Source organism: Bradyrhizobium sp. 154, from assembly GCF_023073875.1.
In the GTDB taxonomy this organism is placed as follows: Bacteria; Pseudomonadota; Alphaproteobacteria; order Rhizobiales; family Xanthobacteraceae; genus Bradyrhizobium.
On record NZ_JADPKG010000123.1, the window covers coordinates 143,128 to 157,726 of the forward strand.

A 14,599-nucleotide genomic window follows, 5' to 3' on the forward strand; every position below is an offset into this window, starting at 1 on the left:
GCTGCGATGCAGCGCGCTTTCTGAGCCCTCATCGCAGTTCCATCTCCGTCGCGCGATGCGACCCGGCTTCCCGCGCGCTTTTGCGGGCAAGCGACCATTGTGCATGAAGGCCGCCGCCATGAACGCCCACCAATCGCTTGCGATCGGACAGCCGATCCAGACGTCTGAAGCGATTTCACCCGCCATGACCGAGTCGGACGCGATGGTCCGGTTCGCAGGCATCTCAAAAACCTATCCGGCCTATCGCGGCAAGCCCGGGGTCAAGGCGCTGCAAGACATCGACTTCGCGATTCCGCGCGGCTCCATCACCGGCGTGATCGGCCGCTCCGGCGCCGGCAAATCGAGCCTGGTCCGGCTGATCAATGGGCTGGAGAAGCCGACCACGGGCCGCGTCATCGTCGATAACAGAGACATCTCGGCGCTTGCAGGGCGCGAGCTGCGGCTGGCGCAGCGCTCGATCGGCATGATCTTCCAGCACTTCAACCTGCTGTCGTCGCGCACCGCGGCCGATAATGTCGCGCTGCCGCTCGAAATCGCTGGCTGGGGCAAGGCCGACACCAAGGCCCGTGTCGCCGAGCTGCTGGCGCTGGTTGGCATCGCCGACAAGCACGATCGCTATCCCTCGGAGCTCTCCGGCGGCCAGAAGCAGCGCGTCGGCATCGCGCGGGCGCTGGCGACGCGGCCGAGTGTGCTGCTGTCGGACGAGGCGACCTCCGCGCTCGATCCGCAGACCACGCGCGCGATCCTCGACCTGCTCGCGAGCATCAATCGCGAGCTGGGCGTGACGATCGTGCTGATCACGCACGAAATGTCGGTGGTGCGTCAGCTCGCCAAGGAAGTGGTGGTGCTCGACGCCGGCCATGTGGTTGAGAGCGGCCACGTCGCCGACATCTTCACCCATCCCAGGCACCCGATCACGCAATCCTTCCTGGCGGAGGTGATCGGCGACAGTCTGCCGGTATCGCTGGCGAGCCGCATTGTTCCGGAGCCGGTCGCAGGCGGGCAGGCCGTGATCCGAGTCCAGGTCCGCGGCGCCGGCGCCGGCGATACGCTGGTGGCGCGGCTTGCCCGTGAGCTCGATCTCGACGTTGCACTGCTCTCGGCGCGCATCGACGAGATCAGCGGTCAGCACGTCGGCTCACTCGTTCTTGGCATTCCCGTTGGCATTTTTGGCGGAGAGGACGCGGTGACGCGGACGTTCGCCTGGCTTTCTCGATATCAATTCCCGGCGGAGCGTCTCGGCCATGTCGCCTGAACTCATCAACCTGATCATCCAGGCCACAGGCGAAACCCTGTTCATGGTCGGTACCGCGGCGCTGCTCGGCACCGTCTTCGGGCTGCCGCTCGGCGTCTTTCTCGCAACCAGCCGGAAGGGGGAGCTGTTTGCAGCGCCTGCCATCAACGGCGTGCTCGGCGTCATCGTCAACGCGACGCGTTCCACGCCCTTCATTATCCTGGTCGTGGCCATCATCCCGTTCACGCGCCTCGTCGCCGGCACCTCGATCGGCTCGACCGCGGCGATCGTGCCGCTGACGATTGCCTCGACACCGTTCATCGCACGCCTCGTCGAAGCCGCCATCCGCGAGGTCGATGGTGGACTGATCGAGACGGCGTCCTCGTTCGGCGCCTCGCCAATCCAGATCGTGCTCAAGGTGCTGATCCCCGAGGCGCTGCCGGGCCTGCTGCTGGCGCTGACACTCGCAGTGGTCAGCCTGCTCGGCTATTCCGCCATGGTCGGTGCCGTCGGGGGCGGAGGTTTAGGTGATCTCGGCATTCGCTACGGCTATCAGCGCTTCATGCCGGAGATGATGCTCGCCGTCGTCGTCGTGCTGATTGCGCTGGTACAACTCGTTCAGAGCGCGGGCGACTATCTGGCGCGCCGCGTCAACCGGCGGCTGCGGCATCGCTGACGCCGTTTCGAGATATTCCCGACAGGCAGATTCTTGTCTGCCTGGAAACATTCCAAATTCCGAATCGCGACTGAGCGCATTCGCCGCACTTGCTGCGCACACGTCTGGAGAGATTCTAACGCTGTTCCTATCGCACTCCGAAACAGCCTGAGTTAGGCCGGGGCATCAAAAACGATACCGGCAAAGCCGGCAGTGCGTGGGGCCTTGAGCGACGTGACCGACTTCCGACTTCCTTCGCGTTCCGATACGCGTCTTCGACAGATTCAGGTGCTTTTCCTCGGAGCGGTCAGCACATTCTCTTTCGCCGTGCCCTTCAGTTCCGTGCAGGCGCAGACTCAGATTCCCGCTGTCACCGTCGACGCGCCGGCGCAGCGCGGCCGTCCGGCCGCCGTTGCCTCGTCCCGGCGGTCGTCGGCAACACGCACCGCACGTGCCAATCGTCGCGCTCCGGCGCAACAGGCTGCGCCAACCCAGTCCGCATCGGCATCGAACAGCGGTACCGGCGAACGCGCCAATGGCCCGGTGCGCGGTTTCGTTGCCACGCGGAGCGGCACCGCCACCAAGACGGATACGCCGCTGATCGAAACCCCACAATCAGTATCCGTCGTCACCACCGATCAGGTCAGGAATCAGGGTGCGGTCTCGATCGGCGAGGCGCTGCGCTACAGCGCGGGCATCAGCGGCGACGTCAATGGCGGATCGGACACGCGCTTCGGCGCCCTCCAGATCCGCGGCTTCGACACGACCATGTCAGGCCTCTACGTCGACGGCTTGCGGATTCCATCCAGCAACTACGTGCACTTCAACGGCCTCGATCCCTACGGGGCCGAGCGCATCGAGGTCCTCAAGGGGCCGTCCTCGGCGATGTATGGCGGCAGCGGCACGGGCGGCATCCTCAACTATGTGATCAAGCTGCCGACCGCGCAGCAGTTCGGCGAGGCCTCGATCTCGGGCGGCAGCTTCAATCGCTATCAGGGCCAGTTCGACATGGGCGGCCCTGCCAACAAGGAAGGCACCGTGCTGTGGCGCCTCACCGGTGTGGTCCGCGACGGCGAGACCCAAGTCGACTTCACCAAGGACAACCGCGTCTTCATCGCGCCCGCCGTCACCTTCAAGCCGAACGAGGACACGACGATCACGCTCCTCGCCAACTATCAGAGGGATCGGGCAGGGTGGGGCCTTCAGTTCCTGCCGGCTTCGGGCACGGTGTGGCCGAACAACGGCCGCACCATCCCCGTCTCGTTCTTCGCGGGAGTGCCGAGCTTCAACGCGTTCAACACCGAGATTGCGACCGCCGGCTACCAGCTCTCGCACAATTTCACCGACAACATCACGTTCCGCCAGAACCTGCGCTACGCCTATCAGCACAACGAGGAAAAGACCTTCTACGGCACGGGATACACTGACGAGGCGGCGGGGCAGCTGGGGCGTTTCGGCAGCTACAGCAACTCCTACATCAATTCCTTCGCGGTGGACAACCAGCTCCAGGGCAAGTTCACCACCGGCATCCTCAGCCATACCACGCTGGTCGGGATCGACTATCGCAACACCGCATTTCGCGACACAGCCTTTGCCGTCACGACGTCGTCGCCGGAGGTCAACGTCTTCAACCCGGTCTACAGCTACGATTGGACCCTCGGCGGCATGTACGACAACACCGGCGTCAAGCAGTCGCAGGTCGGCCTCTACGCGCAGGATCAGATCAAGCTCGGTCGGCTGTCGTTTCAGCTCGGCGGCCGCCAGGATTTCGTGACGACGCAGCTCGACAGCGGTATCACCAACACGTCGGTCTCGAAGGATGCTTCGGCCTTCACCGGCCGCGCCGCCGTCATGTACAATTTCGACAACGGCATCGCCCCTTATTTCAGCTATTCCGAGTCGTTTCTGCCGGTGCTCGCGACAGGACCGGCCGGGCAGATGCTCAATCCCGAGACGGGCGTCCAGTACGAAGTCGGAGTCAAGTACCAGCCGATCGGATGGAATGCGCTGTTCACCTTCGCCGCTTTCGACCTGACGCGCGACAACGTCGTCACCTACGCGCCTGGGATCGTCTTTGCCGAACAGACAGGTCAGGTGAAATCGCGCGGCATCGAACTCGAAGGCACGATGTCGCTCGCGGACGGCTGGAACCTGCGCGCGGCCTATGCCTATGTCGACGCCATGGTCACGCAGGATCCGGTGAATGTCGGCAAGGCCCCCGTCACCGTGCCGCTCAACCGCGCCTCGCTGTGGAGCGATTACACGCTTCAAAACGGGCCGCTCGCAGGCCTGCAGTTCGGCGGCGGCATCCGCTATGTCGGCGCGACCTGGGGTGACGATGCCAACACGTTCAAGGTGGGATCCTCGACCGTGCTCGACGCGCTGCTCGCCTACACCCGTGACAATTGGCGGCTGTCGCTCAACGTGACCAACCTTGCCGACACGCGCTATGTCGCTGCGTGTTACAGCCTGTCGGGCTGCATGTATGCCGAGGGGCGCAAAGCGATCGGCAAGTTGACCTACCGCTGGTGAGTTCGCACCGAGGTCCGGGAATGGGGAGCCGGACCTGATGGATGAGAGTGGGAGACGATGAGAGCGATATTCGGCAGGTTGCATCGCTGGGCGGGACTGCTCACCGCCGGCTTCCTGTTCTTCTCCGGCATCACCGGGGCGATCATCTCCTGGGATCACGAGATCGACGATGTCCTGAACAGTCACCTGTTCGACGTCAGCAGCAAGGGTCCGGCGATTCCCTCGATCGAGCTCGCCAAGATGATCGAGCAGCGCGATCCCCGCGCGCGCGTCGTCTATCTCTTCATGACGCCGGAGGAGGGCCACTCGCTGTGGTTCTTCGTCATGCCGCGGATCGATCCCGCAACCGGCAAGCGTTACCCGCTCGACTACAATCAGGTCTTCCTCGATCCCAACACCGGCGCCGAGCTCGGCCGGCGCTATTGGGGCGCGGTATGGCCGGTGACGCGGGAGAATTTCGTCTCCTTCCTTTACAAGCTGCACTACACCATGCACATCCCGGAATTCTGGGGCAGCGACCGCTGGGGCATGCGCGTGCTCGGCGTGATCGCCATCATCTGGACCATCGATTGCTTCGTCGGCTTCTATCTGACGCTGCCCTCGCGCAGGCGCGCCAAGGCGGCGCGGGCGCCGGAAGTCACGCGCCAGCTCGAGCGCGGTTTCTGGGCGCGCTGGGCGCCAGCCTGGACCATCAAGACTTCGGGCAGCGCCTACCGGATCAATTTCGACATCCACCGTGCCTTCAGCCTGTGGACCTGGGGCGTGCTGTTCGTCATCGCCTTCACGGCATTCTCGCTGAACCTCTATTTCGAGGTGTTCTCGCCGCTGATGAAGATGGTGTCGAACTACACCCCGACGCCCTATGAGCAGCGGCGTTATCGCGATCTCGACGATCCCATCGAGCCCAAGGTCACCTTTGCCGAGATTGCGGCGCGCGCGGCGGCCGACGGCAAGGGGCGAGGGTGGACCACCCCGGTCGGCGCGATCAGCTACGGCCCGGCCCATGGCGTCTATGCCGCCGCTTTTTTCCATCCTGGCGATGATCACGGCGCCGGCGGCGTCGGCCCGGCGCAGCTTTATTACGACAGCGAGGATGGCCGCCCCATTGGCGCACGGCTGCCCTGGGTCGGCACCGCCGCCGACATCTTCGTGCAGGCGCAATTCCCGCTGCATTCGGGCCGCATCGTCGGGCTGTTCGGCCGCATCCTGATCTCGATCATGGGCCTCGTCGTGGCGGCACTCTCGGTCACCGGCGTCGTGATCTGGTGGCGCAAGCGCCGTGCCCGCGTCCGCGCGCGCGAGACCGCGGCGATGCGCCTCGGCCAGCAGCAGCTCACGCCAGCAGAGTAGGGCGTGGCATCGCCCAGCTATGCGGCCGCGCCGAGCGGCATTATCTCGACCTGCGCGAAATGCTTCGCCAAGGAAGCGCCGAGCCAGAGCTGGTTCGCGGCGGGCGTCAAGAAGGGCGCAGAGCCAGCTCGATCAACCGCCGCTACGCTAAGGCGCTGCCGCCAAGATTCCACCCGCGGCCACCTTCGCCGAAAATTTCGTAGCCCGTCGACGTCACCGCAACTGTATCCTCGAGCTTGATGAAGCCGCGCCTCGGATGCTTCATTGTGGTCTCGATCGAGACCACCATGCCGGCTTCGAGCGGTTGACGGGCGTCGGTGTCGTCGTAGGGAATCGGACCTCTGGCGGTCAGGCGAGGGGCTTCGTGGCTGACGAGCCCCATGCCGTGGGCGAGGAAATCGGTGCAGTCGCGCTGGGTGATCTGGGCGAGCTGGCGTTCGGCCGCGACGTAGATGTCGCCGCCCAAGGCGCCCGGCCGGACGGCCGCGAAGGCGGCGCGCTGGACCGCCTCGATTTCGGCCAGACAATCCTTCAGCTCCGCATCCGGCGCGCCCAACACGGCCATGCGGGCGACGTCGCCGATATAGCCGTGATAATTGCCGCCGGAGTCCAGCGACAGCACCTCGCCTTGCTCCCAGTGCTGCGCCGATGGCGCCCGGTTGTGGCTGCTGCCGCAGGCCAGCAGGCAATACTCGAAGGTCAGGCCGCGGTTGGCTTCGGCGAGGCGCAACGCCTCCGACAATTGCCGCTTGGTCGTGCCCCGACCGTGCCCGGCGATCACCGCCAGCATGGATGCGACGACGAGCTCGGACGCCGTCTTCAGCTTCGCCAATTCCTCCGCCGACTTGACTGCCCGCAGCCGCTCCAGCACCAGCACCGCATCCTTGAGCTCGGCACCGGGCAGGGTGTCGGCCAGCGCCTTCCCGGCGTCCATCGGCATGAACGGCATCTCGATACCGATCCGGTTCAATGGCACGCCGGCCTGCCGAATCAGGCCCGCAGCCTGCGCAATGGCGTCCACCGAACCATTGGATTCGGTCCGGACCTGCGGCACCCAGGGCGGCGCGACCGCGCGCTGATGGGTCTCCAGCCGGTGGCCGACATAGACCGCTTTCTCAGGTGCGCCCTTGGGATAGACCAGGACCGGCAAATAGCGGCTGACGCCGAGCGCGTCCATGTAGCCGAAGAAGATCGCGCGCTCGGCGCCCAGCAGATACTGCACATTGTGCTTGGAGGTCGCGGATCAGGACGTCGAGGCCGGCGGCCTCCATGAGACGGTCGAGCTTGGCGGCATCGAACGGAATGGCGCCCGAGGTGGCGGCGCCGGCAACGGCAACGGTCTCCTGCATGACGAACCTCCCATGGTCGCGGCGGTTTGATCTGCCTGCGAATTCCTGATCATGACCATCCGACTTAATAGCCGGGTGGTCAGTTGGCTCCTGATGTTAGGGCCGGAAGTAGGGTCCGAATAGCTCGGAGGTCAGGCGCCCCAACCCGCGCACGCCCATATCCACGATTCGCATAAGGTATATTATGGAATATCTTTATGTACAATTAGATCAGCCATTTAGATGAAATTCCTGCCACTACACCTTCGATCCGGGCCCATTTTCGGGTTTGCGCCGGCCGCCGCACCGGCTCTTTGGCGGCTACTGTGCATGGGGTTGTTTTCGCATTTTTTGTGCGGCCATCTCTCCGAAAGCCGATATTGCCGCGACGTTGTCCGGCTGCAATAAGCGAGCCTTCGCGAGATCGCAGATGACCTTCTGACCCGGCGTCCGTATAGGTTTGCATCTCACAACAACAACAAACTCCGAGGAAGCAGACCCATGAGCTTTTCCCGACGCACGCTTCTCAAGGCCTCCGCCGCGACCGCGGTCCTGGGCGGCCTCAGTGCGCCCCATGTGGCCCGCGCCCAGAGCGCCGAGTTCACCTACAAATACGCCAACAACCTGCCGGACAGCCATCCGCTGAACGTGCGCGCCAAGGAGATGGCCGCGGCGATCAAGGCCGAGACCAACGGCAAGTTCGACCTCCAGATCTTTCCAAACAACCAGCTCGGGTCGGACACCGACATGCTGAGCCAGATCCGCTCCGGCGGCGTCGAGTTCTTCACGCTGTCAGGGCTGATCCTCTCGACCCTGGTGCCGGCGGCGTCCATCAACGGCATCGGCTTCGCGTTCCCGGACTACGACACGGTCTGGAAGGCCATGGACGGCGATCTCGGCGCCTTCGTCCGCGGCGAGATCAAGAAGGCGGGGCTCGAGGTCATGGACAAGATCTGGGACAACGGCTTCCGCCAGACCACATCGTCGACCAAGCCGATCACCGGTCCGGACGATCTCAAGGGATTCAAGATCCGCGTGCCGGTGTCGCCGCTATGGACTTCGATGTTCAAGGCATTCGATGCAGCGCCCGCCTCGATCAATTTCGCCGAGGTCTATTCGGCGCTCCAGACCAAGATCGTCGAGGGCCAGGAGAACCCGCTGGCGATCATCTCGACCGCAAAGCTGTACGAGGTGCAGAAGTACTGCTCGCTGACCAACCACATGTGGGACGGCTTCTGGTTCCTGGCCAACCGCCGTGCCTGGGAAAAGCTGCCGCAGGACGTACGCACCGTCGTCGCCAAGAACATCAACGCCGCTGCCGTCAAGGAGCGTGAGGATACCGCCAAGCTCAACGCCAATCTCCAGCAGGAGCTGGCGGGCAAGGGCCTGACCTTCAACCAGCCGGCCGTGGCCCCGTTCCGCGACAAGCTGCGGTCCGCCGGCTTCTATGCCGAATGGAAGGGCAAATACGGCGATCAAGCCTGGGACCTCCTGGAAAAGGCGGTGGGCAAGCTGTCGTAACGCGTTAGGCCTCGTCATGCCTCATGTCGAAGTCGAGGTGACCGAAGTGGCGGGCGAGGCGACTGTTCAGTCCCCTCGCCGACCTTCGTTGCTGGCTTCGCTGGAGCGCGCACTTGGCCTTCTTGTGGAGATCCCGGCGGCGATCCTGGTCGTCGCCGAGATCGCGATCCTGTTTGCCGGCGTGGTTGCGCGCTACGGACTGCATCGGCCGCTGATCTGGTCAGACGAGCTCGCCTCGATCCTGTTCCTGTGGCTCGCCATGCTGGGCGCGGCAGTCGCATTCCGCCGCTCCGAGCACATGCGCATGACCGCGGTCGTCGCCAGTGCCCGGCCCGCGTTGCGGGCCTATCTCGATCTGATCGCGACATCGGCCGCGCTGGCGTTCCTGGTGCTGATCGTCTGGCCGTCCTGCGACTATGCTTATGAAGAGAGCTACATCACCACACCGGCGCTCCAGATCTCGAATATGTGGCGTGCTGCGGCGCTGCCGGCCGGCATCGGCTTGATGGCGGCGTTCGCCTTGCTGCGGCTGCTGCGCGCCGCCGATTACCGGATGGTTGCAGCCGCCGTATTGTCGGTTGCGGTCCTGATCGGCGCATTCTGGCTGGCGGAGCCATCGCTGCGCCCCCTCGGCAATCTCAACCTGGTCATCTTCTTCGTCGGCGTTGCCGGCTTCTGCGTCTTTGCCGGCGTTCCCATTGCGTTCGGCTTCGGGCTCGCGATCTTCGGCTATCTGGCGCTGACCACGCGCACGCCGGTGATGGTGCTGGTCGGCCGGATGGATGAGGGCATGAGCCACCTCATCCTGCTCTCGGTGCCGCTGTTCGTGTTCCTGGGGCTGCTGATCGAGATGACCGGCATGGCGCGGGCCATGGTGGCGTTCCTGGCGAGCCTGCTCGGGCATGTCCGCGGCGGCCTGCATTATGTGCTGGTCGGCGCGATGTACCTGGTCTCCGGCATCTCCGGCGCCAAGGCCGCCGATATGGCGGCGGTCGCGCCGGTGCTGTTCCCGGAGATGAAGCAGCGCGGCGCCAGGCCCGGCGACCTCGTCGCGCTCCTTGCGGCGACGGGGGCCCAGACCGAGACCATTCCGCCCAGCCTCGTGCTGATCACCATCGGCTCGGTCACGGGCGTGTCGATCGCCGCCCTCTTCACCGGCGGTCTATTGCCCGGCGTGGTGCTGGCGATCACGCTCTGCATGCTGGTGTGGTGGCGCTACCGCCACGAGGACATGAGCCACGTCCGCCGCGCCAAGGCATCCGAGGTCGGCAGGACTTTCATCATCGCCCTGCCCGCACTCGCGCTGCCCTTCGTGATCCGCTACGCCGTGGTCGAGGGCATCGCGACCGCCACCGAGGTCTCCACCATCGGCATCGTCTACGGCGCCCTTGTCGGCGTTCTGGTGTACCGCCGCTTCGACTGGCGGCGGTTGTTTCCCATGCTGGTCGAGACCGCAGCGCTGTCGGGCGCAATCCTGCTGATCATCGGCACCGCAACCGGCATGGCGTGGGGCCTGACCCAATCCGGCTTCTCGCGCTCGCTGGCGGCGGCCATGACGGGATTGCCCGGCGGGGCGGCGACCTTCATCGCCGTCTCGATTCTGGCCTTCACCATTCTCGGCAGCGTGCTGGAGGGCATTCCGGCAATCGTGCTGTTCGGGCCGCTGCTGTTCCCGATCGCCCGCGCCGTCGGCGTGCACGAGGTGCACTATGCGATGGTGATCATTCTCGCCATGGGTATCGGGCTATTCGCCCCACCCTTCGGCGTCGGCTATTATGCCGCCTGCGCCATTGGACGCGTCGACCCGGCCGAAGGCATCAGGCCGATCTGGGGCTATCTGCTGGCGCTGCTCGTGGGATTGATCATCGTCGCGATCTTCCCCTGGATCTCGATCGGATTCCTTTAAGGCGCTTTCAGGAGGTGTCGATGAGTGAGCGGCAGAACCAGTACAATATCGGCCTCGACAAGACCCCCGCCAATTATGTGCCCCTCAGCCCGTTGAGCTTCCTCGCGCGAAGCGCCGCCGTCTATCCCGATCACGTCAGCAGCGTCTATGAGGGCCGCAGCTTCACCTGGGCGCAGACGCACGAGCGCTGCCGACGCTTTGCCTCTTACCTGACAGGCAAGGGCATCGGCGTCGGTGACACCGTTGCTGCGATGCTGCCGAACGTTCCGGCGATGAACGAGGCGCACTTTGCCGTCCCCATGACGGGCGCCGTGCTCAACGCGCTCAACATCCGCCTCGATGCGCCTTCCATCGCGTTTCAGCTTGACCATGGCGGGGCCAAGATCATCCTGGTTGACCCGGAATTCTCCGGTGTCATCAGTGACGCACTCGCACACATGACCGGGCCAAGGCCATTCGTGATCGACGTCGACGATGCCGCCTTCAAGGGCGGCAAGCGCATCGGCGAGATCGAGTACGAGGACGCCGTCGCGCAAGGCGACCCGAACTTCGAGGCCGTCCTGCCGACCGACGAATGGGATGCGATCGCGCTGAGCTACACCTCGGGCACCACGGGAAATCCCAAGGGCGTGGTCACCCATCATCGCGGCGCGTATCTGAATGCCGTCAGCAACATCCTCGCCGGCAATCTCGGTCAGCACCCGGTGTATCTCTGGACGCTGCCGATGTTCCATTGCAACGGTTGGTGCTTCCCCTGGACCATCGCAGCCTCAGCCGGCATCAATGTCTGCCTGCGCAAGGTCGAGCCGACCAAAATCTTCGAGCTGATCAGGCAGCACGGCGTCACCCACATGTGCGGCGCGCCGATCGTCTACAACACGCTGATCAATGCGCCCGACGCGCCAAAGGGCGAGGTCGCGCGCCGCGTCGTCGGCCTGATCGCAGGTGCGGCGCCGCCCGTCGCCGTGCTCGAAGGCGCCGAAAGCATCGGCATCAAGCTGACGCATGTCTACGGGCTGACCGAGGTCTACGGCCCCGCCTCCGTCTGCGCCGAGCAGCCCGGCTGGGACGAGCTTCCGCCCGCCGAACGCGCGCGCATGAAGCGCCGGCAAGGCGTGCCCTACCCGCTTCAGGAAGCCGTCACCGTCATCAATCCGCAGACGATGCAAGAGGTGCCGCGCGACGGCGAGACCATCGGCGAGGTCATGTTCCGCGGCAACATCGTGATGAAGGGCTACCTCAAGAACGAGAAGGCGACCAAGGAAGCCTTCGAGGGCGGCTGGTTTCACACCGGCGACCTCGGCGTGCTCGACGAGCACGGCTACGTCATCATCAAGGACCGGTCCAAGGATATTATCATCTCCGGCGGCGAGAACATCTCATCCGTCGAGGTCGAGGACATCCTCTACAAGCACCCGGCCGTGCTGTTCGCCGCCGTGGTCGCCAAGCCCGATCCGAAATGGGGCGAGGTGCCCTGCGCCTTCGTCGAGCTGAAGGACGGCGCCAGCGCGAGCGAGGCTGACATCATCGCCTTCTGCCGCAGCCACATGTCTGGGTTCAAGACGCCGAAAGCTGTCGTATTCGGGCCGATTCCAAAGACTTCGACCGGCAAGATCCAGAAATTCCTGCTGCGCAACGAGGTCGGCTCGGCCAAGGCGATCTCGGCCTGAGGTCACCTCGCGCAGCCTGCGAGTAAATCCTGCTCCCACGCCTGTTTGGTGGGGCAGGATTTTGCTTTGTCCTCACATCTTCTTGTAGGCGTCGATCAGCGCCTGGCCATCGGGTCCGGCCTTCTTGAGCCAGTCGGCGGTGAGCTGCTCGCCGATCTTCTGGAAGCCGGCCTTGAGGGCGGGGCTCGGCGGCTCCACCGTCATGCCTTTGGCCTTGAGCTGTTCGATGTACCAGGTGCTCTTGTCTTGCCAGGCCTTCCAGCCGCGGGTTTCCGCCGTCGCAGCCGCCTTGAGGATCGCCTCCTGCGTCGGCTTGTCGAGCGCCTCGAACGCGGCCTTGTTCACGAAGGTGTAGTCCTTCGGAATCCAGGCCTGCACGTCGTAGAAGTATTTGAGCGACTCCCAGGCCTTCGCATCGTAACCCGTGCCGCCCGACGACATGAAGGAGTTCACCACGCCGGTCGCAAGTGCCTGCGGCAGTTCGGCAGCCTGGATCGTGACCGATTGTGCGCCGACCAACTCGCCGATGCGCGCGGTGCCGACATTATAGGCGCGCCACTTCAGGCCCTTCATGTCTTCGATCGTCGCGAGCGGCTTGTTGACGTAGACGCCCTGCGGCGCCCACGGCACGGCGAACAGCAGCTTGAGGCCCTGCGCATCGAGCTTCTTGGCGATCGCGGACTTGGAGGCCTGATACAGCTTCATCGCGTCGGGGAAGCTGGTCGCGAGGAACGGCACGACGTCGACACCGAAGAGCGGGTCCTCGTTCTCGTGGATCGACAGCAGCACCTCACCCATCTGCGCCTGCCCGGTCACCACCGCGCGCTTGATGTCGGGCGCCTTGAACAGCGAGGCCCCCGGATGAACGGTGATCTGGAGCTTGCCGGACGTGGCGGCCTCGACGTCCTTGGCGAAGGCGATCAGATTTTCGGAGTGCGGATTGTCGGCAGGATAGGCGGCCGGCAAATTCCATTTGGTCTGGGCCAAAGCAGGTGCCGCGGCCATCACGACGCCGGCGATCAGGCACGCGCGGACTAAACGAGACATCATCGGGCTTCTCCTTAAGGTCAATCTGAAAGACGGGTATGCTCAGTCTGGGAAAGCAAGCTTCGGCAAGAACATCACGATCTGCGGATACTCCGTGATGATGAACACGGCGGCCAGCAGCAGGACGAAGAATGGGAAGGCCGCCCGTGCAACGGTGAACGTATCGCGGCCACTCATGTTCTGGAGCACGAACAGATTGAAGCCCACCGGTGGCGTGATTTGCGCCATCTCGACGTGGATGATGAGATAGACGCCGAACCAGACCAGATCGAGGCCCGCCTGCCTGACCATGGGCAGTACGATGACGGCGGTCAGGACGATCATCGAAATGCCGTCGATCAGGCATCCCAGGATGATGTACATGATGCTGAGATAGAGGGCGAGCATGCCGGGTGTGAGCTGCTGCCCCTGGACCCAGGTGGCGAGCGCCGCCGGAATACCCGTATAGGCCATCGCAGCCGTCGTATAGGCCGCGCCTGCCAGGATTAGCATGATCATGCAGGTCAGGCGCGTCGCGCTCATGATGCTCTCGAGGAAGTTCTTGCGCGTGAGCGTGCCGCTCCACCACGCCAGCAGCAGCGCGCCTGAGACACCCCACGCAGCGCATTCCGTCGCCGTCGCGAAGCCGAGCACGAGCGACAGGAAGACCGTCAGGATCAGCAGCAGGCAGGGCGCCAGCTTGGCCGACTCGCGGAGCTTCTGCCGGAACGGCATCGGCGGATCGCGCGGCGGAATTTTCTTTGGGTTGAGCAGCGACCAGATGATGATGTAGCCGGAATAGAGCACAATCACGAGCACGCCCGGCAGGAAGCCGCCGAGGAACACCTGGAGCACGGAGACATTCGCCGTGACGGCATAGACCACCATCGGGATTGAGGGCGGAATCAAGAGCCCGAGCGTGCCGGAGCCCGCGAGCGATCCGAGGCTCAGGCCCTTGTCGTAGCCACGCTTGTCGAGTTCCGGCAGTGCGATCTTGCCGATGGTCGCACAGGTCGCGGCCGACGAGCCCGACACCGCCGCGAAGATGCCGCAGCCGATCACATTCACATGCGTCAGCCGTCCCGGCAGCCACTGCACCCAGGGTGACAGGCCGCGGAACATCTCTTCCGATAATTTTGTCCGGAAAAGTATCTCTCCCATCCAGATGAACAGCGGCAGTGCAGCCAGCGTCCAGGACGCGCTCGCGCTCCAGGTCGTGGTGGCGAGCACCGTACCGAGCGGCAAACTCGTCGTTAGCGCCATCGCCACGAAGCCGACGAGCCCGAGCGAGACCGCGATCCAGACGCCGCTGCCGAGCAGCAGGATCATGACGCCGAGCAGGATGAACGACAGCTCGATCATGCCGAGATTGGCCAT

Annotated in this window: 9 protein-coding genes and 1 pseudogene; 7 read left to right on the top strand and 3 right to left on the bottom strand. The window is 64.4% G+C overall.

Going from position 1 to position 14,599, the window contains the following annotated elements; translation table 11 throughout:
* Positions 1 to 103: 103 nt before the first annotated feature.
* From IVA92_RS34640 to fsrB, 4 genes are all read left to right on the top strand, one after another.
* A complete protein-coding gene (locus IVA92_RS34640; RefSeq protein ID WP_247281094.1) occupies positions 104 to 1,255 on the top strand; it encodes a methionine ABC transporter ATP-binding protein in 1,152 nt (383 codons plus the stop codon).
* Positions 1,245 to 1,910 (top strand): methionine ABC transporter permease, encoded by a 666-nt coding sequence (locus IVA92_RS34645; protein WP_247281095.1) that lies wholly within the window; start codon positions 1,245 to 1,247, stop codon positions 1,908 to 1,910. The genes IVA92_RS34640 and IVA92_RS34645 overlap by 11 nt, the downstream gene beginning before the upstream one ends.
* Positions 1,911 to 2,432: 522 nt before the next feature.
* Complete coding sequence (locus IVA92_RS34650; protein ID WP_247281130.1) at positions 2,433 to 4,421, top strand: TonB-dependent siderophore receptor; 1,989 nt, start codon at positions 2,433 to 2,435, stop codon at positions 4,419 to 4,421.
* Between the two features lie 57 nt (positions 4,422 to 4,478).
* Positions 4,479 to 5,771 carry a siderophore utilization protein FsrB gene (fsrB, locus tag IVA92_RS34655; protein ID WP_247281096.1) on the top strand — a complete coding sequence of 431 codons (1,293 nt, stop codon included), beginning with the start codon at positions 4,479 to 4,481 and terminating at the stop codon, positions 5,769 to 5,771.
* A 142-nt stretch (positions 5,772 to 5,913) separates the two neighbouring features.
* Here the strand turns inward: fsrB and IVA92_RS34660 are convergent.
* Positions 5,914 to 7,120, bottom strand: a pseudogene (locus IVA92_RS34660) (Xaa-Pro peptidase family protein).
* Positions 7,121 to 7,600: 480 nt separating this feature from the next.
* On the opposite strand from IVA92_RS34660, the gene IVA92_RS34665 reads away from it, so the two are divergent.
* Genes IVA92_RS34665 through IVA92_RS34675 form a run of 3 tightly spaced genes read left to right on the top strand, consistent with a single transcriptional unit; the run spans position 7,601 to position 12,196 of the window.
* Entirely contained in the window at positions 7,601 to 8,620 is a 1,020-nt protein-coding gene (locus IVA92_RS34665) for a TRAP transporter substrate-binding protein (RefSeq protein ID WP_247281097.1), read from the top strand.
* 16 nt (positions 8,621 to 8,636) lie between these two features.
* On the top strand, positions 8,637 to 10,526 hold the full coding sequence (locus IVA92_RS34670; RefSeq protein WP_247281098.1) for a TRAP transporter large permease subunit: 1,890 nt from the start codon (positions 8,637 to 8,639) through the stop codon (positions 10,524 to 10,526).
* 20 nt (positions 10,527 to 10,546) lie between these two features.
* Positions 10,547 to 12,196: an acyl-CoA synthetase gene (locus IVA92_RS34675; protein ID WP_247281099.1), complete on the top strand. Its 1,650-nt coding sequence runs from the start codon at positions 10,547 to 10,549 to the stop codon at positions 12,194 to 12,196.
* 72 nt (positions 12,197 to 12,268) lie between these two features.
* Here the strand turns inward: IVA92_RS34675 and IVA92_RS34680 are convergent, their stop codons facing one another.
* Together IVA92_RS34680 and IVA92_RS34685 are read right to left on the bottom strand one after the other, a co-directional pair.
* Entirely contained in the window at positions 12,269 to 13,246 is a 978-nt protein-coding gene (locus IVA92_RS34680; RefSeq protein ID WP_247281100.1) for a TRAP transporter substrate-binding protein, read from the bottom strand.
* A gap of 39 nt (positions 13,247 to 13,285) precedes the next feature.
* On the bottom strand, positions 13,286 to 14,599 hold the full coding sequence (locus IVA92_RS34685; protein ID WP_247281101.1) for a TRAP transporter large permease subunit: 1,314 nt from the start codon (positions 14,597 to 14,599) through the stop codon (positions 13,286 to 13,288).